This is a genomic window from Streptomyces sp. HUAS 15-9, assembly GCF_025642155.1.
Classification (GTDB): Bacteria; Actinomycetota; Actinomycetes; order Streptomycetales; family Streptomycetaceae; genus Streptomyces.
Genome location: NZ_CP106798.1, coordinates 1,774,339 through 1,794,661 on the forward strand (window position 1 = coordinate 1,774,339; position 20,323 = coordinate 1,794,661).

The following is a 20,323-nucleotide window of genomic DNA, read 5'->3' on the forward strand; positions in this document are numbered from 1 at the left end:
GGCCCGCCGGTGAAACCGTCACCCCACCGACGAGTAGGCGACAACCCCCCGCAGCAACTGATCAACCGCCTTGCGCGCCACCTTGGCCACGGTCGAGCCCTCGGCAGGAGACGCCGCCGAGATCTGGCCCAGCACATCGATCACCTGCTTGCACCACCGTACGAAGTCGCCCGCCGGCATCTCCGCCTCCCGCAGCACCTCGTCGAGGCCCTTCCCCGAGGCCCACATGTACGCGGCCCAGGCGAAACCGAGGTCGGGCTCGCGCTGGCCGACGCCCTCGGTCTGGGTGATCCGGAACTCCTCCTCCAGCGCGTCGAGCCGGCCCCAGATGCGGACCATCTCGCCGAGCGCGGCCTTCGCCTTGCCCGAGGGCAGCTTCGGCGCCATGGCGTCGTCGCCGACCCGCGCCTCGTACACCAACGCGGAGACGCACGCGGCGAGTTCGGCGGGCCCCAGGCCCTCCCAGACGCCCTCGCGCAGGCACTCGCTCGCCAGCAGGTCCAGCTCGCCGTACAGCCGCGCAAGCCGCTTGCCGTGCTGGGTGACCTCGTCGCTGCGCAGGTAGTCGAGCTCGGTCAGCAGCGCCACGATCCGGTCGAAGGTGCGGGCGATCGTGTTCGTACGGCCCTCGATGCGCCGCTCGAGCTGCGAGGTGTCGCGCAGCAGCCGGTGGTAGCGCTCGGCCCAACGGGCGTGGTCCTCACGGTCGTTGCAGCCGTGGCAGGGGTGAGCGCGCAGCGCGGTGCGCAGCCGGGCGATCTCCCGGTCGTCGGCGGCCTGCGAGCGCTTCTTGCGGGCCCGCTCCGGCGGGATGTGCCCGGCCTTGGTGCGCAGCGCGGACGCGAGGTCCCGGCGGGACTGCGGGGAGCGCGGGTTGAAGGACTTCGGGATCCGCATCCGCTCCAGCGGCTCGACGGGCACCGGGAAGTCCATCGACGCCAGCCGCTTGACCTGCCGCTCGGCGGTCAGGACCAGCGGGCGCGGGCCGTCGTGGTGCTCGAAGCCACGGTGGCCGTTGGAACGCCCCGCGGGCAGGCCGGGGTCCAGCACCAGCGCCAGACCCGCGTACTTGCCCGTCGGTACATGGATGACGTCGCCCGGCTTCAGCTTCTCCAGGGCGACGGCCGCCTCGGCGCGGCGCTGGGCCACGCCCTGCCGGGCCAGTTCGGTCTCGCGGTCCTTGAGCTCGCGACGCAGTCGCGCGTACTCCTCGAAGTCGCCGAGGTGGCAGCTCATGGAGGCCTTGTAGCCCTCCAGGCCCTCCTCGTTGCGCTGCACCTGCCGGGAGATCCCGACGACCGACTTGTCGGCCTGGAACTGTGCGAAGGAGGTCTCCAGCAGCTCGCGCGAGCGGTGCCGGCCGAACTGGTCGACGAGGTTGACCGCCATGTTGTACGACGGCTTGAAGCTGGAGCGCAGCGGATACGTGCGCGTACCCGCAAGCCCCGCCAGGTGCTCGGGGCTCATCCCGCGCTGCCAGAGCACCACCGCGTGACCCTCGACGTCGATGCCGCGGCGGCCCGCGCGGCCGGTCAGCTGGGTGTACTCACCGGGGGTGATGTCGGCGTGCTGCTCGCCGTTCCACTTGACGAGCTTCTCCAGCACCACCGAACGGGCCGGCATGTTGATGCCGAGGGCGAGCGTCTCGGTCGCGAACACGGCCTTGACCAGTCCGCGCACGAACAGCTCCTCGACGACCTCCTTGAAGGTCGGGAGCATGCCCGCGTGGTGGGCGGCGATACCGCGCTCCAGGCCCTCCAGCCACTCGTAGTAGCCGAGGACGTGCAGATCCTCGGAGGGGATGGAGGCGGTGCGCTCCTCGACGAGGGCGCGGACCTGTTCCCGCGCCTCCTCGTCGTTGAGCCTGAGCCCCGCGTACAGACACTGCTGGACGGCGGCCTCGCAGGCCGCGCGGCTGAAGATGAAGGTGATCGCGGGCAGCAGGCCCTCGGCGTCGAGCCGCTCGATGACCTCGGGCCGACCCGGCGTCCATACGCGCGAGCGCTGTCTGCGCTCCCGCTCACGGTCGGCCTCGCGCATCGCGCGGCCGCGTCTGCGGTCCTGGTAGGAGGGCCGGCTGGCCTCCATGCGGGCCAGCCGGGCGAGGTCGGGGTTGACGGCCTTCTTGTGGCCCTCGCCCTCCTCGAACAGGTCGTACATCCGGCGCCCGGCGAGCACGTGCTGGAACAGCGGCACCGGCCGGTGCTCGGAGACGATCACCTCGGTGTCACCGCGGACCGTGTCGAGCCAGTCGCCGAACTCCTCGGCGTTGGACACGGTCGCCGACAGGGACACCAGGGTCACCGACTCGGGCAGGTGGATGATCACCTCTTCCCACACCGCGCCCCGGAAGCGGTCGGAGAGGTAGTGCACCTCGTCCATGACCACATGGCCGAGGCCCAGGAGGGTCTGGGAACCGGCGTAGAGCATGTTCCGCAGCACCTCGGTGGTCATCACGACCACCGAGGCGTCGGGGTTGACGCTGTTGTCGCCGGTGAGGAGGCCGACCATGCCCGTGCCGTAGCGGCGGCACAGGTCGGCGTACTTCTGGTTCGACAGCGCCTTGATCGGTGTCGTGTAGAAGCACTTCTTGCCCTGCATCAGGGCGAGGTGGACGGCGAACTCGCCCACGATCGTCTTGCCGGAGCCGGTGGGGGCGGCCACCAGCACGCCCTTCCCCGCTTCGAGCGCCTGGCAGGCCTCGATCTGGAAGGGGTCGAGGCCGAAGTCGTACATCTCGCGGAAGGATGCGAGCGCGGTGGCCTGCTCGGCAGCCCGCCTGCGGGCCGCCGCATACCGCTCGGCCGGTGAGAGGTCCTCTGTCATCGTGCTTTCGAGCGTACCGGGCCGCACTGACAACAGGACGATCATTATCCGGAACGAGGGACGAACGACAACAGGAGGTGCCCGTGTCCCCCGGGGGACACGGGCACCTCCTGACGCTGTGGCGGCCTCGGGTCAGGTCACGTCGTCGTAGCCGTTGACCCGGTCCGGGCCCGCCTGCTCGGGCAGTGCCCGGGTGGCGGAGACGGCCTCGACCTCGCCGATGTCCTCGGGGGTGAGATCCAGGTCGGAGGCCTCGTCGTCGCCGGGGCCCTCGGCTTCGCGGCGGGCCCGACGCCGGTCGTTGAGCAGCGAGCCGCCGACCGCGATGAAGTAGAGCGCCCAGATCGGTGCCGCCAGCGCCAGCATCGTCATCGGGTCGGGGCTCGGTGTGGCCACGGCCGCGAAGACGGTGATACCGACGACCATGCCGCGCCACCAGCCCAGCATGCGCCGCCCGGACAGCACGCCGGTGAGGTTCAGCATGATCAGCAGCAACGGCATCTCGAAGGCGAGGCCGAAGACGACGATCATGCGGGTGACCAGGTCCAGCAGGTCGTCCAGCGGCAACAGGTTCTCGGCGCCGTCGGGTGTGAGGCCGATCATCACCTTGGCCGTGGTGGGCAGCACGTGGAACGCGAGGTAGCCACCGGTGAGGAAGAGCGGGAAGCCGAAGCCGACGAAGGCGTAGGCGTACTTCTTCTCGTTGCGGTGCAGGCCTGGCGCGACGAACGCCCACAGCTGGTACAGCCAGACCGGCGACGCGAGCACGACACCGGCCATCAGGGCGACCTTCAGGGCCAGGGTGAACGGTGCCAGCAGGCCGCTGATGGTGATGTGCGCGCAGTGCGCGTTCTTGGCGTTGGCCAGTTCCCCGAAGGACTGGGTGCAGCCGATCTCGTCGAGCATCGGCTTGGTGATGACATCGATGATGTCCCGGTAGAAGAAGGCCGCGACGATCGTGACGACGAGGATCGCCAGGACGCCCTTGGCAAGCCGGTTGCGCAGCTCACGCAAGTGATCCGCGAGTGGCATCCGGCCCTCGGGATCCCTCTCCTTTTTGCGGGCAGACTTGGGCAACCCACATCCTCATCTCGTGCAGCGGACCGGATGTCCCCGGTCCTCTCGTCAGCGCTGGGTCGTGTCCGTCGGCTCGTTGACCGGGCGGGAGCTGGTCACGTCGCCGGGCGCGGCCTGGATCGTACGCTGAGCGGGAGCGGGCTCCTCGGTGGACTGGGCTGACTCGGCGGTTCCGGGCTGCTTGCCGTCCTCCTTCATCGCCTTCGCCTCGCTCTTGAGGATGCGGGCGGACTTGCCGAGCGAGCGCGCCATGTCCGGCAGCTTCTTGGAACCGAACACGAGGAGGATGACCACCACGAGGATCAGCAGGTGCCACGGCTCAAGTCCGTTGCGGAACATAAATCTTCACCTTCTCACCGAGGCGGGGCGGGGCGACGGGCCTGTCCGACCAGCCGGACGCTTGTCCGAACATCGTTCTGGCAGCGATCGTAACGCCTGGGGATGAACGTGAAACCATCCCCGTGCGTATTCCTGCCCTGCGGACCGTGCCTCGTCGCCGGGCCGCGACCAGCAGCGTACCTGTCGGGATGGACAGCATGACAGGGCGAAGTGGCGCAAAACGCTTGCGGCTCGCTACTCACAGTGCGGCCACAGCGGCCGTCACAGTGAGTCGACGGTACGGGCCGTGCTCACGGCCGCCCGCTCCAGATCCTCGGCCGCCCTGTTGATACGGCGCGCCGAGTCCGCGACCTGCGCTCCCAGGCGCCGCGCCTCCAGGAAGACCCGGACGGCGAGCACGCCGAGGACGGCGAGACCCACGAAACCCACAGCTGTCGCGAACATCGGCCAGAACATGAGGGCGAGCCTAGCCCCCGTCACACCGTCGAGTGCAGCCGCAGCGTCCTGACCCCGCCCCCGGTCAGCAGTTCGACGATGCGTTCTCCCGCGGGCTTGCGGACAAAGACCCCGCAGTCCGGGCAGGTGAAGGAGTAGAAGGTCGTACGGCTGGTGGCGCCGATGGCGAGGCGCAGGGCGCTCGCGGAGAGTTCGAACCGGCCCCGGCAGTCCGGGCAGCCCGCCCTGAACACCACGGGGACCACTCTCTTCATCCCCGCGAAAGCGGCCGCGACCGTCATTTCCCTGGCACCGGACACCGGAGACTCGCTCAAAGCTCTCGCTCCTCTTTCTCTGGTCGTTCGCCTCTGGGACGCCACAGCCGGCGTCGGCCACGCCTGGTCCCGCCCGCGGCCGGCCCCACGCCACGACCGGTCCCGGCCGCGGCGTCGCAGCCGGTCAGTCGGCCCCCTGCGCCGCCTCGAGCCCGTCGTAGGCGGCCAGTGCCTCGCGGGCCGCCTGCCGGGCGCTGTCGGCGAGCTCGGGCGGCGAGACGATCCTGCCGTCACGGCCCAGGCGCAGCGCCAGCCGTCTGAGCGACGCCGGGTCGGGGGTGCGCAGGGTGATGCGCAGTCCGCCGTCGGGAAGCTCATCGGCGCTGTCATGGGGGTAGTACTCGGCGACCCAGCGGCCGCCCGGGGCGACCTCGACGACGACCTCCGGGTCCTCGGCGGCCGGCTGGACCAGGGCCTGGGACAGATCGCGCAGCTCGATCTCCGGCGGTGCGGACGGCTCGTCGAGGATCCTGATCTCGGCGACCCGGTCGAGCCGGAAGGTGCGGCGCGCCTCGGAGCGGCGGCACCAGGCCTCCACATAGGTGTGCCCGACGCTGACCAGGCGGATGGGGTCGATCTCGCGCTCGGTGACCTCGTCACGGGCGGGCGAGTAGTAGCGGATCCACAGCCGGCGGCGCTCGGAGATCGCCCGGTCGACGTCGGCGAAGACACCGCCCTCGGACTCGAAGGTCACCGACAGGCGAGCGCTGGCGCCCGCCGCCTCACCGGCCGACGCCTCGACCTTGGCCGTCGCCCGCAGCAGGGCCTGCCGGTCGCCCTCGCGCAGACCCGGCAGGGTCGCCACCGCCCGCGCGGCAACCAGCAGGGCGGTCGCCTCGTCGGCGGCGAGTCTGAGCGGCTCGGCGGCCTCCGCCCCGAGGGCGGCCGGGTTGTGCCACCAGATGCGCTCGCCGTCGGTGTCGATGTCCAGCAGATCGCCGCCGCGGAAGCTGGTGCCGCACATGGGCAGCACGTCGAGGTCCGAGACCAGCTCGTCCTCGGTGATGCCGAAGGCCCGCGCCACGTCCGCGACCCGGGCGCCGGGGCGCTCCCGCAGATAGGTCACCAGGGAGAGCATCCGCCGGGTCTGGTCGATGGCGTTCACGGCCCTGACCGGTTTGCCTGCCACTGTCTTGCTCCGCTCCCCCTCAGCCCTTGGCCACGGCACGCAGCCGGTCCACCACGTCCGCGCGCAGCTCGGCCGGCTCCAGCACCACCGCGTCCGGCCCGAACTCCACCAGCCAGGCGTCCAGGCCGTGCCCGTACGGAATCTCCAACTCGTCCCACCCGTCACCGAGTTCCCGCACCGACGTGGCTTTCGCCCGAAGGGGGTACCCCGAACCCGCGCGCAGCCGGATCAGCGCCGAGCGGTCGGCCGTCTCACCGGCCCAGCCGGCCACGGTCTCGCGCACCGTGACCACGTCCGGCACCGGCGCCGTGAAGCCCGTGCCCCGGGAGCGGACCTTGCCGGGGATCCGGGACAGCCTGAAGACCCGCTCGGCGCCCCGGTCACGGTCCCAGCCCGCCAGATACCAGTGGCCGCGCCAGCACTCCAGGGCCCACGGCTCCACATGCCGGGTCTCGGGGTGGGCGGCGTTGGCCTTGCGGTAGTCGAAGACCACCGGACGGCGGTCGCGGCAGGCCAGCATCAACGGCTCGAAGGCGGCCTCGTGCACCGGGATGCGCGGCTCCAGGGCGCCATGGGCCTCGTACGGGTCGACGTCCTCGGGCAGCCCGGCCGCGCGCAGCTTCTGCAGGGCGCCGCTGGCCGCGCCCGCGAGCCGGGCCTGCTGCCACACCTTGGCGGCCAGCCCCAGGGCGGCGGCCTCCTCCGCGTCCAGGGTGATGGGCGGCAGGCGGTTGCTGTCCCGGCGGGCCAGATAGCCGACCTCGCCGTCCAGGTTCTCGACGGTCTCGATGACCAGGCCCAGCTCGCGCAGGTCGTCCTTGTCCCGCTCGAACATGCGGTTGAAGGAGTCGTCACTCGCCGCTTCGAGATAGGCCTCGACGGACTCGCGCAGCTCACGCTTGCTGAGCGGCCGCCGCGTCCCCAGCAGACACAGCGCCAGGTTCATCAGCCGCTCGGCCTTGGCAATGGCCATCGACGCGCTTCGCCTCCCTTTGGTGCTTACGATCGACGACCGTACCGCTCCGCGGTGGCGCGGCAAAAGCCGAGGGCCCATGCCGAGACAGGCATGGGCCCCAGATGATCGGCTCCGATCGGACGACGATCAGACCCCGAGCAGGTCCACGACGAAGATCAGCGTCTCACCGGGCTTGATCGCCGGCGTCGGGCTCTGGTTGCCGTAGGCGAGGTGGGCCGGGATGGTCAGCTGGCGACGGCCGCCGACCTTCATGCCCTGCACGCCCTGGTCCCAGCCCTTGATGACGCGACCCCCGCCGAGCGGGAAGCGGAACGGGGTACCCCGGTTCCAGCTGGCGTCGAACTCCTCGCCGGTGCTGAAGGCGACACCCACGTAGTGGACGGTGACGGTCTGACCCGCCTGCGCCACCTCGCCGTCGCCCTCCCAGATGTCCTTGATCTCAAGGTCCGCCGGGGGCTCGCCGCCCGGGAAGTCGATCTCGGGCTTGTCGATGCTCACGTCTCTAGCTCCTGCTTGTGTACGACACGGAACGCGAACAGTCTTTCATCCCCGCCGGGTCCTGCCCGCGACGGCAGGCCCCACCGGCCCCACTGCATCGCCTACATAGCCGCCAGGATGTCCACGGAGAACACCAGGGTGGCCCCCTTCCCGACGACACCGCCGCTCGGCGGGTTGTCGCCGTACGCCAGGTCCGGCGGAACGACGATCATCACCCGGCTGCCGACCTTCTTGCCGGTCACACCCTGCGCCAGCCCGTTGACGACCTGCTTCATCTGCTCCACCGCGAACTGGCTCAGCCGTCCCGAGTCGTACGTCTGCTGGAACACCTTGCCGCTGTCCCAGACCACGCCCTTGAACTGGCACAGAACCGTCTGGTCCGCCTTGACCTCGGCGCCGTCGCCCTCCAGGACGTAGTTCGACACCAGCTTCTTCGGCGGGTCCGTCTTGGGGATGTCGATCGAAGGAGCCTTGCCGTCGGTGTTGGTGCCCACCTTCGGCAGGGCCGCGTCGCTCTGCGCGACCGGCTTGCCCTGGGACGAGCTCTTCGAGTTGAAGGAGTCCAGCACGTCGACGACGAAGACCAGCGTGTCCGTGCCCTTGATGCCCGCCTGCGAATTGCCCGACTTGCCGTAACCCCACGTCGGCGGCACCGCCATCTCGACCCGGCTGCCGACCTTCTTGCCCGTCAGCGCATACCGCCAGCCGTCGATCACACTGCCCTGCGCGAGCTGGATGAGGATCGGCCGGTTGCGGTCGTAGGAGTTGTCGAAGACCTTCCCCGTGGACCAGATCTGGCCGAGGTAGTTCGCCTGGATGAAGTCGTACTCCGCGATCGTCCTCCCGGAGCCCGCGATCACCGTCTTCACCGCGAGGTTCTCCGACGGCTCCCCCGTCCCCTTGGCGACCGTCGGCTTCTCGTTGAACTTCGTGCCCGCCGTGATGGCCGGCAGCGGCCCCTCCACGATCTTCGGCGGTGGCACGGAGGCCGTGGGCGACGGCGACGCACTCGCCTTGCTTGAATCGGACTTGTCGTCACCGCATCCGGCGAGCGTGACCAGTCCTGCGGGCAGGGCGGCAAGAAGAAGCGAGCGTCGGCGCACGGTCGGGACCTCGTAATCGGTCGATCTTGTTGATGGCGTGCGCGCTACCTTACTGACGTTTGGGTGTCGATTCGGGTTCCGGCCCGCCCTTGTTCGGCCGGGGGTCCGGGGGTTGTCCCCCGGGATAGCACTGTCGGCGTGACACGGGCGCCGTACGGAAACGTACGGCGCCCGTGTGGCGTTCCGGCACTCTTGTGCGGAAACGCTCCGCTCACCCCACACCGATCACATTCCGGCGATCAGCTTCTCCACCCGGTCGTCCACCGAACGGAACGGGTCCTTGCACAACACCGTGCGCTGTGCCTGGTCGTTCAGCTTCAGATGCACCCAGTCGACCGTGAAGTCCCGGCGCTGTTCCTGCGCGCGCCGGATGAAATCACCGCGCAGCCGGGCCCGAGTCGTCTGCGGAGGCACCGACTTACCCTCGAAGATCTTCAAATCATTGCAGATCCGGGCGGCTTGACCACGCTTCTCCAGTAGGTAGTACAGGCCACGACGACGGTGGATGTCGTGGTACGCGAGGTCTATCTGCGCGACCCGCGGATGCGACATCGTCATATTGTGCTTGGCCCGGTACCGCTCGATGAGCTTGTACTTCATCACCCAGTCGATCTCGGTACCGATCCGGTCCAGATCCTCCGACTCGATGGCGTCCAGCGTGCGGCCCCACAGCTCCAGGACCTGCTCGACCGTGCCGGTACGGATCCCGCGGCGCTCGCAGAAGTCCACGGCCTTCTCGTAGTACTCCCGCTGCACCTCGAGCGCCGAGGCCTCCCGGCCGCTGGCCAGGCGCACCTTGCGCCGACCCGTGATGTCATGGCTGACCTCGCGGATCGCCCGGATCGGGTTCTCCAGGGTCAGATCCCGCATCACCGTGCCCGCCTCGATCATGCGCAGCACCAGATCCGTCGCGCCGACCTTCAGCAGCATCGTCGTCTCGGACATGTTCGAGTCGCCCACGATGACATGCAGCCGGCGGTAGCGCTCCGCGTCCGCGTGCGGCTCGTCCCGAGTGTTGATGATGGGCCGGGAACGCGTCGTCGCCGAGGAGACGCCCTCCCAGATGTGCTCCGCCCGCTGACTCACGCAGTACACCGCACCGCGCGGCGTCTGCAGCACCTTGCCCGCGCCGCACAGCAGCTGCCGGGTCACCAGGAACGGAATGAGGATGTCGGCGAGCCGGGAGAACTCCCCGTGCCGCGCCACCAGATAGTTCTCGTGACAACCGTAGGAGTTGCCCGCCGAGTCCGTGTTGTTCTTGAAAAGGTAGACGTCGCCCGCGATTCCCTCCTCGTGCAGGCGTCGTTCCGCGTCCACCAGAAGCCCTTCGAGAATGCGCTCTCCGGCTTTGTCGTGAGTGACCAGTTCGATCACATTGTCACATTCGGGTGTCGCGTATTCCGGATGTGACCCCACGTCGAGATAGAGCCGGGCGCCGTTCCGCAGAAAGACATTGCTGCTACGACCCCATGACACGACACGGCGGAAGAGGTACCGCGCCACCTCGTCAGGCGACAGGCGGCGCTGTCCCCTGAACGTGCACGTGACGCCGTACTCGTTCTCCAGCCCGAAAATGCGGCGGTCCATGACTGAACATTACGCCCGATCCCCTGAGCTGAAACGGGGTTCGGCAGCACGATTTGGATCATTTTCCGATGAAGCCGCAACCACCCCACCCCCAGCGGGAGCTGCGAGGACCCGCCCGGTGGCCAGCAGAACCAGCAACGACACGGCCCCCGCCGCACCCGGCACCGCGAAGCCCCACAGCGCACCACCCGCCTGGACCACCGGGCCCGCCACCCCCGTTCCCACCGACGCGCCCACCGTGAACGTCGTCACAAGCCAGGAGAACGCCTCGGTGACCGTACCGCTCGGCGCATGCCGGTCGACGATCACGAACGCACACGCGATGGCCGGCGCCAGGAAGACACCGGCGACCACCGTCAGCAGCACCATCGCCACCGCACCCGGCATCAGCGTCAGCGGCAGGTAACACACCGCCAGAAGCCCCACCAGGACCCTGAGTCGCCGCTCCGGCGCACCGGACCACCGCCGCGCCCCGTACACGGTCCCGCCCAGCAGCGCGCCCAGCCCCAGCGCCGCCATCAGCCAGCCGTACACCGCGTCACCGCCGTGCTCGTCCGCGTACGGCACGGAGGCCACCGTGATGGAGCCCATCGCCATGCCCACGAACAGGAACGAGCCCAGCAGCGCCAGCAGTCCAGGAGACCTCAACGCGCCCAGCCAGTGCGCCTCGCGCGGCGCCGAACGCCACGCGCGCGAGGGCGCCGAGACCACCACGGACAGCGCCCCCAGCACACCGACGACACTCAGGACGAGCAGCGCGGCCCGCTCCGACCACAGCGACACGCACAGCGTCACGAGCAACGGCCCGACGGTGTACATCACTTCCTGGGCCACCGCGTCCATGGCGTACGCCGTGTGCACCTGCTCCTCCCGGCGCAGCACCGAGGGCCACAGGGCACGCAGCCCGCCCTCCAGAGGCGGAGTGAACAGACCCGCGGCCGCGACCGTGGCGTACGCCGCCGGCAGCGGATCGGTGCCGGCGAAGGCGAAGGCGGTCATCGAGAGGGCCGACAGGACCGCGGCGGGAAACTGCACACGCGGCTGCCCGTACAGGTCCACCAGACGCCCCAGCACCGGCTGCCCCACGGCGTTGGCCACCCCGTACACGGCCGCCAGCGCCCCGGCGAGGCTGTAGGTGCCGCCCTGCGCACGGACGAACAGCACCATCGCGATCGCCGCCGTGGCGTTCGGCAGCCGGCCCACCAGCGTGCCCACCAGCAGCCGGGCCGCGTGCCTCGCCCTGAGGATCTCCAGGTATCCCGCGGCCATGCCCCACCCTCACGTTTTACGTATAACTTCCACCGTCATACGTACCATGTGCGCTGTTCGGGCGTCCACACGACGAACACCACAGCACCCTACGAAGGAGCACATCCACGGTGGCACCCAGCAGCACGCGCCCCACAAGCCGTGACGTGGCACAGGCCGCCGGGGTCTCCCAGGCCGCCGTCTCACTCGTACTCGGCGACAAATGGCGCGGCCGCGTCTCGGAAGCCACCGCCGAACGCGTACGCGAAGCCGCCCGCGAACTCGGCTACCGCCCCAACCTCGCCGCCCGCAACCTACGCCTGGGCCGCACCCGCACCGTCCTCCTCGTCGTCCCCGCCCTCACCACCGAATTCTTCGCCGGCGTCTACACCGGAGCGGCCAGGATCGCCGCCCAGCACGGCTTCGGCGTCGTCCTCTACCCCTCCCCCGAAGGCATCGGCCCCGCCCGCGACCCCTTCGCCTCCGCACAGGCCGCCCTCGACGGCGTCATCGCCTCCTCGATGGCCGCCGACGCCCTCACCGCCATCCGCGGCGACCAACTCCCCCTCGTCATGCTCGACAGCGACCCCGAAGGCAGCCTCGGCGCCGCCACCGTCAACCTCGACATCACCGACGGCGTCCACCAGGTCGCCGACCACCTCCTGGGCCTCGGCCACCGCCGCTTCCTCCACCTCGCCGCCGACATCGCCTCCTGGACCTTCGAAGTACGCGCGCGTGCGCTGGCCGCACGCGTGGGCACCATCCCCGGCACACACGTCCGCACCATCCACGCCCCCATCTCCATCGAGGGCGCCCTCGCCGCCACAGAGGCAGCCCTGGCCCAGCCCGGCCCCCCGCCCACCGCCCTCGTCTGCGACGACGACAAACTGGCAGCCGGCGCCTACAAGGCACTGCGCCGCCGAGGCCTGCGCATCCCCGACGACATCTCCGTCACCGGCCTCGACGACCTCGCCCTCGCCACCGCCATCGACCCCGAACTCACCACCGTGCGCCTCGACGCGGAAGCCTTCGGCGAACGCGGCATGCAGGCCCTCCTGGCCGTCCTGGAGGGCCGCGAGCCCGACGGCGGCGACATCCCGGTGGAACTGGTCGTACGCGGCTCCACGGCACCGCCACGGGACGCCTGACGCCCGCCGCTCGTCCCTGCCCCCTACGGCCGTGCCCCGGCCGATGCCAACCGGCCGGGGCACGCGGGGCGAGGTGAGACGCGGACTACTCCTCCTCGGAGCTCTCCGCCTCCGTGGCCGCACCGTCCGCCTCCAGCAGACGGGACAGCTGACGGCCGACGATCCGCTTGAACTTGCGCTGCTGCGGACGCGTCCGGTCCAGCACCGCGACCTCCAGACGCTCCGCGGGAATCTCCCGCTCACTGCCGTTCGTGTCACGGGACAGGGCCTGCACGGCCAGTTTCAACGCCTCGGCCAGACTCATGCCGTCCTGATGACGCTGATCGAGAAAACTGCTGATCTGCTCGGCATTGCCGCCCACCGCGACCGAACCGTGCTCGTCCACGATCGACCCGTCGTGCGGCAGCCGGTAGATCTGGTCACCCTCCGGCGTCTCCCCGACCTCGGCCACGACCAGCTCCACCTCGTACGGCTTCTCGGCCGCACTGGAGAAGATCGTGCCCAGCGTCTGGGCATACACATTGGCCAGACCGCGGGCGGTCACATCGTCCCGGTCATAGGTGTAACCCCGCAGATCGGCGTAGCGGACACCACCGATGCGCAGATTCTCGTACTCGTTGTACTTGCCGGCGGCCGCGAAGCCGATCCGGTCGTAGATCTCGCTGAACTTGTGCAGCGCACGGGACGGGTTCTCACCGACGAAGACAATGCCGTCGGCGTACTGCAGCACGACCAGGCTGCGGCCACGGGCGATGCCCTTGCGGGCGTACTCCGCCCGGTCGGCCATGGCCTGCTGGGGTGAGACATAGAACGGCGTCGACACCGGTTATCCATCCCTTTCTTTCGAAGTCACTGGACCACCATCACAAGACCGGGCGCCGGGCTAGAGCAGAGCGGCCCGCGGGCCGTCCGGCTCCTCCAGACGCCGTGCCAGCACCGCACGGGCGATCTCGGAGGACTCGTCCTCGGTCAGCCGGCGGAAACCGTCCTCGGTGATCACGGTGACGATCGGGTAGATCCGGCGGGCGACATCGGGACCACCGGTCGCCGAGTCGTCGTCAGCCGCGTCGTACAGAGCCTGCACCACCAGCGTGGTGGCCTGCTCCTCGGTCAGATCCTCACGGAACAGCTTCTTCATCGCACCACGCGCGAAGATCGAGCCCGAGCCGGTGGCCGCGAAGTTGTGCTCCTCGGAACGGCCGCCCGTCACGTCGTAGGAGAAGATCCGCCCCTTCGCCCGGTCCACGTCGAACCCGGCGAACAGCGGCACCACGGCCAAGCCCTGCATCGCCATGCCGAGGTTGGAACGGATCATCGTCGACAGCCGGTTCGCCTTGCCCTCCAGCGACAGCTGCGCGCCTTCGACCTTCTCGAAGTGCTCCAGCTCCAGCTGGAAGAGCTTGACCATCTCGACGGCCAGACCGGCGGTGCCGGCGATGCCGACCGCCGAGTACTCGTCGGCCGGGAACACCTTCTCGATGTCCCGCTGGGCGATGACATTGCCCATGGTCGCCCGGCGGTCACCGGCGAGCACGACGCCGCCGGGGAACGTCACGGCCACGATGGTCGTGCCGTGCGGCGCCTCGATCACACCCTGGGTGGGCGGCAGCTGCCGCTTGCCGGGCAGCAGCTCGGGCTGGTGCTCGGAGAGAAAGTCCATGAAGGAGGAGGACCCTGGCGTCAGGAAGGCAGCTGGTAGACGCCCGGTGCTACGAGTGTTGGCTTCCACAAGTTTCCTTCCAGGTAAGCAGCGGCTCGGCGAGCGGCGTCAGGATCATCTCTCAATTTGCCGATGGCCGAATTGCAGTTGAAGCACAGTACGCCACGGACCCTACCCGTGTTGTGGCAGTGATCCACATGCACGGGCGGGGCATCTAGACAGATCGCGCAGAGTCCGTTCTGGGCGGCGATCAATGCGTCGCGTTCGGCTTCAGTTAGGCCGTAGTTGCGCTTCAGGTGCTGCGCCCGCCCCTTCTCCGCCTTGCACGCCTTGCAGAGAGTGGCCAAACCGTCCGAGGCGCTGCTGTTCCGCGTCCATTCGCTGTGCGGTTTGATCTCTCCGCATGTGCGGCAGTGTTTGTGCCCTGGAGGTGCGTCCACTCTCGGTCGAACGTTGCGCCCCTTGGCCACCTGCCGCTGCTGGTGATACGCGGCCGCACACTCCCGGCAGTACGCCTGGTAGCCGTCACGCATCGCCTTGTTTCGCGCGAACGCTGCCCACGGCTTGTGCTGCTTGCACCGCGAGCAGCGCTTCACGCCCTCTTCACTTGCCAACTCGAGCTCCCCCGCGACCTTCGATTCGAAGGAAAGATGGGCCTACTGCCCACCTTTCTGAACGAAGGACCGAACGAAGTCCTCTGCGTTCTCCTCGAGCACATCGTCAATTTCGTCAAGAACCGAGTCCACGTCATCGCTCAGCTTCTCGTGCCGCTCCTTGAGGTCGTCCGAAGCCTGCGCGTCCTGCGCCTGCTCCTCGACCTCCTCCGTGGAGCGTGTCGCCTTCTGCTGGCCGCCGCCGGTGTCCTTGGTCGCCATAACCCTCACCCCGCTCAGTTCGCCCGACATGGTCGACAGGTCGGCATTCCTGCCGATCGGTGATGATCAGACCCTACAAGCCGGGTCCGACATCGGCCCCGCGTTTCTCCAACGTACGGGGGCCACCTCGATGATTCCCGGGCGCCGGGATTTCCACCCCGCGCGCCCGATGCGTTCCGCGTGCCAGGTCAGCCGCCGGAAAGGACCCTGACCAGGTCTTCCGCGGTGCGACAGCGGTCCAGGAGCTCCTTGACGTGATTTCGCGTTCCGCGAAGCGGTTCGAGGGTTGGGACGCGCTGGAGGCTGTCGCGGCCGGGGAGGTCGAAGATGACCGAGTCCCAGGAGGCCGCGGCGACGTCGTCCGCGTACTGCTCGAGGCAGCGGCCGCGGAAGTAGGCCCGGGTGTCCTCAGGAGGGCTCGTACGGGCCCGCTCGACGTCGGCCTCGTCCAGGAGCCGCTTCATGCGTCCGCGGGCCACCAGGCGGTTGTAGAGGCCCTTCTCGGCCCGTACGTCGGCGTACTGCAGGTCGACGAGGTGCAGCCGGGCGGCGTCCCAGTCGAGGCCGTCGCGGCGGCGGTAGCCCTCCATGAGCTCTCGCTTGGCCACCCAGTCCAGCTCCCCCGCCAGGCTCATGGGGTCGTTCTCCAGGCGGTTGAGGGTGTCCTCCCAGCGGGTGAGGACGTCCTTGGTCTGTTCGTCGGCGTCGGCGCCGAAGCGGTCCTCGACATACTTGCGCGACAGTTCGAAGTACTCCATCTGCAGCTGGACCGCGGTGAGTGTCCGGCCGCTGCGGAGCGTGACGAGACGCTTGAGCGTCGGGTCGTGGGAGACCTGGTGCAGGGTCCGTACGGGCTGGTCCACAGCCAGGTCGACCGCGATGAAGCCGTCCTCGATCATGGACAGGACCAGGGCCGTCGTGCCGAGCTTGAGGTAGGTGGAGATCTCCGAGAGGTTCGCGTCGCCGATGATCACATGGAGACGGCGGTACTTCTCCGCGTCGGCGTGGGGCTCGTCGCGGGTGTTGATGATGGGCCGCTTGAGGGTGGTCTCCAGGCCCACCTCGACCTCGAAGTAGTCGGCGCGCTGGCTGAGCTGGAAGCCGTGCTCGTGGCCGTCCTGACCGATGCCGACGCGGCCCGCTCCGGCGAAGACCGGGCGGGAGACGAAGAAGGGCGTGAGGTGGCGCACGATGTCCGAGAAGGGGGTCTCCCGCTTCATCAGGTAGTTCTCGTGCGTGCCGTAGGAGGCGCCCTTGTTGTCGGTGTTGTTCTTGTAGAGGTGGATGGGCTGGGCGCCGGGGAGCTGGGCGGCGCGTTCCGCGGCCTCGGCCATGATCCGCTCGCCGGCCTTGTCCCAGAGGACGGCGTCGCGGGGGTTGGTGACCTCGGGGGCGCTGTATTCGGGGTGTGCGTGGTCGACGTAGAGGCGGGCGCCGTTGGTGAGGATCACATTGGCGAGTCCGATGTCCTCGTCGGTGAGCTGGCTGGCGTCGGCGGCCTCGCGGGCGAGGTCGAAGCCTCGGGCGTCCCGCAGCGGGTTCTCCTCCTCGAAGTCCCAGCGGGCCCGGCGGGCCCGGTGCATCGCCGCCGCGTAGGCGTTGACGATCTGGGATGAGGTGAGCATGGCATTGGCGTTGGGGTGGCCGGGGACGGAGATCCCGTACTCCGTCTCGATGCCCATTACTCGCCGTACGGTCATGCGGCCCTCCTTGCCCGGCGGCACCCTCGGTCGTGGACGCCGCTCAAGTACCGCTGGCGCTCCGGTGCGTGTGCGGTGCCCGTCCCCGCACTGCGCGACTCGGCGGTAGGAAAGAGCCTAGAACGCCTTTGCGCTGGTGGGGAGATCATTTGCGTCATTGCCTGCTCCAGCCGTGGCCCGAAAAACAGTCGGCTGCGGGTACCCGGTGGGGGCACCCGCAGCCGCCCTGTCTTTTACAGGTACTGACCGGTGTTCGCCACCGTGTCGATGGAGCGTCCGGTGTCCGCGCCCTGCTTTCCGGTGATGAGGGTACGGATGTAGACGATCCGTTCACCCTTCTTTCCGGAGATCCGGGCCCAGTCGTCGGGGTTGGTGGTGTTGGGCAGGTCCTCGTTCTCCTTGAACTCGTCCACGCAGGCCTGGAGCAGGTGGGAGACGCGGAGACCCTTCTGGTTGTGTTCGAGGAATTCCTTGATCGCCATTTTCTTGGCGCGTCCGACAATGTTTTCGATCATGGCGCCGGAGTTGAAGTCCTTGAAGTAGAGGACTTCCTTGTCACCGTTGGCGTAGGTGACCTCCAGGAAGCGGTTTTCCTCGGATTCGGCGTACATGTGCTCGACCGCGGTCTGGATCATGCTCTGGACCGTGGTGGACTTGTCGCCGCCGTGCTCGCCGAGGTCGTCCGAGTGCAGCGGGAGGCGCTCGGTGAGGTACTTCCCGAAGATGTCCTTGGCCGCTTCGGCGTCCGGACGCTCGATCTTGATCTTCACGTCGAGGCGGCCGGGGCGCAGGATGGCGGGGTCGATCATGTCCTCGCGGTTGGAGGCGCCGATCACGACCACGTTCTGCAGGCCCTCGACACCGTCGATCTCGGCGAGCAGCTGGGGGACGATGGTGTTCTCCACGTCCGAGCTGACGCCGGAGCCGCGGGTGCGGAAGAGGGATTCCATCTCGTCGAAGAAGACGATTACGGGGGTGCCCTCGCTGGCCTTTTCCCGTGCGCGCTGGAAGACGAGGCGGATCTGCCGCTCGGTCTCGCCGACGTACTTGTTCAGGAGCTCGGGGCCCTTGATGTTGAGGAAGAAGCTCTTGCCGGCGGCCTGGCCGGTCACCTCGGCGACCTTCTTGGCGAGCGAGTTGGCCACGGCCTTGGCGATGAGTGTCTTGCCGCATCCGGGAGGCCCGTACAGCAGGACGCCCTTCGGCGGCCGCAGTTCGTGCTCCTTGAAGAGGTCGGGGTAGAGGTAGGGGAGCTCGACGGCGTCGCGGATGGCCTCGATCTGGTTGCCGAGGCCGCCGATCTGCTCGTAGCCGATGTCGGGGACCTCTTCGAGGACGAGTTCTTCGACCTCGCTCTTGGGGACGACCTCGTAGACGTAGCCGGAGCGGGGTTCGAGCAGGAGAGCGTCGCCGGGGCGGATGGTGACGTCCAGCAGCGGCTCGGCGAGCCGTACCACCCGTTCCTCGTCGGTGTGCCCGAGCACCAGGGCGCGCTCGCCGTCCTCGAGGATCTCCTTGAGGGTGACGATGTCCCCGACGCGCTCGTACTGCATGGCCTCGACCACGTTGAGCGCCTCGTTGAGCATGACTTCCTGGCCGCGCCTGAGGTCGTCGAGGTCGACGCTGGGGCTGACGTTCACCCGGAGCTTGCGGCCCCCGGTGAAGATGTCGGCCGTGCCGTCCTCGTTGGCCGTCAGGAAGACGCCGAAGCCGGCCGGTGGCTGCGCGAGCCTGTCGACCTCTTCCTTGAGGGCCACGATCTGGTCCCGGGCCTCGCGGAGCGTGTTGGCGAGTCGCTCGTTCTGGGCGGACACGCCGGCCAGGTTCGTCTGCAGCTCGACGATCCGCTCTTCGAGAATCCTCGTGTGTCGCGGAGAGTCGGCGAGCTTGCGTCGCAGGACGGCGATCTCCTGCTCAAGGTAGGCGATCTGCCCGGCCGGGTCTTCGGACCCTCGTCCCGGGCGGATGCCGCGGTTCATGTCGTCGTCGTGGGCTGCCACGGTCCTCACCTCCTCCAAGGGGAGCTGGACGCTTCCAGACCCTACCTGGGTGGGTGTCGATTGAAACCCCTAGATCACAAAGACTGTCAAGGAGTGTCCGATCTTCACCCTTGCGCTCTCCCTCACGCCAGGGGAATACCCACCGAACATGATTGGGAAGCCGCCGCAGGTAGGCTCAAGGGGTTCAACACCCGTCAGAGCTGGCCGGATTCCCGTCGGCTCGGCGCAGTTATGTCAGGAGAGATGACCGTGCAGCAGGCGACCCGAAGCGGCAGTGAGGCGCTGGAGGTCTGGATCGACCAGGACCTGTGTACGGGCGACGGAATCTGTGCCCAGTACGCGCCGGAAGTTTTCGAGCTGGACATCGACGGGCTGGCTTATGTGAAGGGTGCGGACGACGAGCTGCTGCAGGCCAAGGGGGCAGTCACGCCGGTGCCGTTGCCGCTTTTGACGGATGTGGTGGACTCGGCGAAGGAGTGCCCCGGCGAGTGCATTCATGTGCGTCGGGTTTCGGACAGGGTGGAGGTCTACGGGCCCGACGCGGAGTGACTTTTCAGCCACCCATCGTGATCATTGTCTGATTTCTCACACGCCCCGGGATCCCAGGGCGTGTTTCGTGTGCCCGGGGCGCGCGACGGAGCTCACACACTGTGGGCGTCGGCGGTTGTGGAGCGGACGAACGTACCGCCCTTCCACTGCCACTTGGCTGCCGTCCTCATGTCGGGGCAGCAACTGGGCACGTCGGCCGAGGAGTAGCCGAGCAGGGTCGCGGTGACGGCTCCGGCGCGGACGGTGAAGTCGGTGACGGTGAGCCGGTCCTTGGGGTCGACGAGGGTGGCGACGACGCGGGGCCGCGCGGCGCCGGCGGCCTGGGTGAGGACGTAGACGCCGTCGGGCGGGGTGCCCATGGGGGCGTCGCAGTGGACCACGGCGATCGTTTCGGGCCGGCCGTCGCCGTCGAGGTCTCCGGTGGCCTTCTTCTGGATCTTCGCCTTCACCGGACCGCATTTCAGGGGGAAGTCGACGCCGTCGGTGCTGGGCGGCGCGGCGGCCGCGGGGGCGGATTTGGTCCCGGTGCCGGGGGCGGGCTGGGCGGCCTTGGCGGAGCCGGGCTGCAGCACGGAGGAGAGGGCCACGACGCCGGCGACGGCGGTCGCGGTGGCGACCCAGTGGATGGGGCGGGCGTGAGTGTGAGCCAGTTCCGGGACGGCGGATTGCTGCACTAGGAGTGTCTCCTGTGGTGGCTGTGCCGGTGGGGGTGGCCAGCATGGTGCCACACGTCACACCGCGGGGGAACGGCGGGGTCCGGGATTTCGGCAGGCTGTGCGGCTTGCGGGCGGCGAAGGCCCGGGAATCCTGGTGCTCTGTCAACGCGCGGGCGCCGTGG

The 20,323-nt window shown here is 68.9% G+C and carries 20 protein-coding genes; 2 read left to right on the plus strand and 18 right to left on the minus strand.

The features are described 5' to 3' along the window. Positions 1 to 18: 18 nt before the first annotated feature. The 11 genes from N8I87_RS08110 to N8I87_RS08160 all read right to left on the minus strand — a co-directional run bounded on the left by N8I87_RS08110 (position 19) and on the right by N8I87_RS08160 (position 11,574). Positions 19 to 2,871 (minus strand): DEAD/DEAH box helicase, encoded by a 2,853-nt coding sequence (locus tag N8I87_RS08110; protein WP_263206847.1) that lies wholly within the window; start codon positions 2,869 to 2,871, stop codon positions 19 to 21. 87 nt (positions 2,872 to 2,958) lie between these two features. After that, a complete protein-coding gene (tatC, locus tag N8I87_RS08115; protein WP_263206849.1) occupies positions 2,959 to 3,903 on the minus strand; it encodes a twin-arginine translocase subunit TatC in 945 nt (314 codons plus the stop codon). 48 nt (positions 3,904 to 3,951) lie between these two features. Next, positions 3,952 to 4,242 (minus strand): Sec-independent protein translocase subunit TatA, encoded by a 291-nt coding sequence (gene tatA, locus N8I87_RS08120; RefSeq protein WP_263206851.1) that lies wholly within the window; start codon positions 4,240 to 4,242, stop codon positions 3,952 to 3,954. A 261-nt stretch (positions 4,243 to 4,503) separates the two neighbouring features. Next, positions 4,504 to 4,698, minus strand: a complete 195-nt coding sequence (locus tag N8I87_RS08125; protein ID WP_263206853.1) for a hypothetical protein — start codon at positions 4,696 to 4,698, stop codon at positions 4,504 to 4,506. Between the two features lie 20 nt (positions 4,699 to 4,718). Continuing rightward, complete coding sequence (locus N8I87_RS08130; protein WP_263206854.1) at positions 4,719 to 5,012, minus strand: hypothetical protein; 294 nt, start codon at positions 5,010 to 5,012, stop codon at positions 4,719 to 4,721. A gap of 124 nt (positions 5,013 to 5,136) precedes the next feature. Next, a complete protein-coding gene (locus N8I87_RS08135; protein WP_263206856.1) occupies positions 5,137 to 6,141 on the minus strand; it encodes a helix-turn-helix transcriptional regulator in 1,005 nt (334 codons plus the stop codon). A gap of 19 nt (positions 6,142 to 6,160) precedes the next feature. Beyond that, complete coding sequence (locus N8I87_RS08140; protein ID WP_263206858.1) at positions 6,161 to 7,114, minus strand: helix-turn-helix transcriptional regulator; 954 nt, start codon at positions 7,112 to 7,114, stop codon at positions 6,161 to 6,163. Positions 7,115 to 7,243: 129 nt separating this feature from the next. Next, positions 7,244 to 7,615 (minus strand): FKBP-type peptidyl-prolyl cis-trans isomerase, encoded by a 372-nt coding sequence (locus N8I87_RS08145; RefSeq protein ID WP_030835713.1) that lies wholly within the window; start codon positions 7,613 to 7,615, stop codon positions 7,244 to 7,246. Positions 7,616 to 7,716: 101 nt separating this feature from the next. Then, positions 7,717 to 8,718: an FKBP-type peptidyl-prolyl cis-trans isomerase gene (locus N8I87_RS08150; protein ID WP_263206863.1), complete on the minus strand. Its 1,002-nt coding sequence runs from the start codon at positions 8,716 to 8,718 to the stop codon at positions 7,717 to 7,719. A 225-nt stretch (positions 8,719 to 8,943) separates the two neighbouring features. Next, the gene (gene pafA, locus N8I87_RS08155; RefSeq protein WP_263206865.1) at positions 8,944 to 10,305 is read right to left on the minus strand and encodes a Pup--protein ligase; all 1,362 of its coding nucleotides are present in this window, start codon (positions 10,303 to 10,305) and stop codon (positions 8,944 to 8,946) included. 9 nt (positions 10,306 to 10,314) lie between these two features. Continuing rightward, the gene (locus tag N8I87_RS08160) at positions 10,315 to 11,574 is read right to left on the minus strand and encodes an MFS transporter (RefSeq protein WP_263206867.1); all 1,260 of its coding nucleotides are present in this window, start codon (positions 11,572 to 11,574) and stop codon (positions 10,315 to 10,317) included. Between the two features lie 110 nt (positions 11,575 to 11,684). Here N8I87_RS08160 and N8I87_RS08165 point away from each other — a divergent pair, with 110 nt between their 5' ends. Beyond that, a complete protein-coding gene (locus N8I87_RS08165) occupies positions 11,685 to 12,701 on the plus strand; it encodes a LacI family DNA-binding transcriptional regulator (protein ID WP_263206869.1) in 1,017 nt (338 codons plus the stop codon). Positions 12,702 to 12,786: 85 nt separating this feature from the next. On the opposite strand, the gene prcA is transcribed toward N8I87_RS08165, so the two are convergent. From prcA to arc, 6 genes are all read right to left on the minus strand, one after another. Next, entirely contained in the window at positions 12,787 to 13,524 is a 738-nt protein-coding gene (gene prcA, locus N8I87_RS08170; protein WP_263206871.1) for a proteasome subunit alpha, read from the minus strand. A gap of 60 nt (positions 13,525 to 13,584) precedes the next feature. After that, on the minus strand, positions 13,585 to 14,430 hold the full coding sequence (gene prcB, locus N8I87_RS08175) for a proteasome subunit beta (protein WP_263206873.1): 846 nt from the start codon (positions 14,428 to 14,430) through the stop codon (positions 13,585 to 13,587). Beyond that, positions 14,382 to 14,894 (minus strand): endonuclease VII domain-containing protein, encoded by a 513-nt coding sequence (locus N8I87_RS08180; protein WP_317633556.1) that lies wholly within the window; start codon positions 14,892 to 14,894, stop codon positions 14,382 to 14,384. The genes prcB and N8I87_RS08180 overlap by 49 nt, the downstream gene beginning before the upstream one ends. A 123-nt stretch (positions 14,895 to 15,017) precedes the next feature. Beyond that, a complete protein-coding gene (locus tag N8I87_RS08185; protein WP_181794039.1) occupies positions 15,018 to 15,236 on the minus strand; it encodes a ubiquitin-like protein Pup in 219 nt (72 codons plus the stop codon). Positions 15,237 to 15,424: 188 nt separating this feature from the next. Then, on the minus strand, positions 15,425 to 16,936 hold the full coding sequence (gene dop, locus N8I87_RS08190; RefSeq protein WP_411577205.1) for a depupylase/deamidase Dop: 1,512 nt from the start codon (positions 16,934 to 16,936) through the stop codon (positions 15,425 to 15,427). Between the two features lie 233 nt (positions 16,937 to 17,169). Continuing rightward, complete coding sequence (arc, locus tag N8I87_RS08195) at positions 17,170 to 18,936, minus strand: proteasome ATPase (RefSeq protein ID WP_263206878.1); 1,767 nt, start codon at positions 18,934 to 18,936, stop codon at positions 17,170 to 17,172. Between the two features lie 243 nt (positions 18,937 to 19,179). Between arc and N8I87_RS08200 the strand changes: the two genes are divergently transcribed. Further along, positions 19,180 to 19,485 (plus strand): ferredoxin, encoded by a 306-nt coding sequence (locus tag N8I87_RS08200; RefSeq protein WP_263206880.1) that lies wholly within the window; start codon positions 19,180 to 19,182, stop codon positions 19,483 to 19,485. Between the two features lie 92 nt (positions 19,486 to 19,577). Here N8I87_RS08200 and N8I87_RS08205 read toward each other — a convergent pair whose 3' ends face one another. Next, on the minus strand, positions 19,578 to 20,159 hold the full coding sequence (locus N8I87_RS08205) for a hypothetical protein (RefSeq protein WP_263206881.1): 582 nt from the start codon (positions 20,157 to 20,159) through the stop codon (positions 19,578 to 19,580). Positions 20,160 to 20,323: the final 164 nt, after the last annotated feature.

Excerpts from the sequence above, each read along its gene's own strand:
- N8I87_RS08125 (WP_263206853.1), bottom strand. The coding sequence starts at position 4,698 with ATGTTCTGGCCGATGTTCGCGACAGCTGTGGGTTTCGTGGGTCTCGCC.
- pafA (WP_263206865.1), bottom strand. The coding sequence starts at position 10,305 with ATGGACCGCCGCATTTTCGGGCTGGAGAACGAGTACGGCGTCACGTGC.
- tatA (WP_263206851.1), bottom strand. The coding sequence starts at position 4,242 with ATGTTCCGCAACGGACTTGAGCCGTGGCACCTGCTGATCCTCGTGGTG.
- N8I87_RS08110 (WP_263206847.1), bottom strand. The coding sequence starts at position 2,871 with ATGATCGTCCTGTTGTCAGTGCGGCCCGGTACGCTCGAAAGCACGATG.
- N8I87_RS08140 (WP_263206858.1), bottom strand. The coding sequence starts at position 7,114 with ATGGCCATTGCCAAGGCCGAGCGGCTGATGAACCTGGCGCTGTGTCTG.
- N8I87_RS08200 (WP_263206880.1), top strand. The coding sequence starts at position 19,180 with ATGACCGTGCAGCAGGCGACCCGAAGCGGCAGTGAGGCGCTGGAGGTC.
- dop (WP_411577205.1), bottom strand. The coding sequence starts at position 16,936 with ATGACCGTACGGCGAGTAATGGGCATCGAGACGGAGTACGGGATCTCC.
- N8I87_RS08180 (WP_317633556.1), bottom strand. The coding sequence starts at position 14,894 with ATGCGTGACGGCTACCAGGCGTACTGCCGGGAGTGTGCGGCCGCGTAT.
- N8I87_RS08185 (WP_181794039.1), bottom strand. The coding sequence starts at position 15,236 with ATGGCGACCAAGGACACCGGCGGCGGCCAGCAGAAGGCGACACGCTCC.
- N8I87_RS08160 (WP_263206867.1), bottom strand. The coding sequence starts at position 11,574 with ATGGCCGCGGGATACCTGGAGATCCTCAGGGCGAGGCACGCGGCCCGG.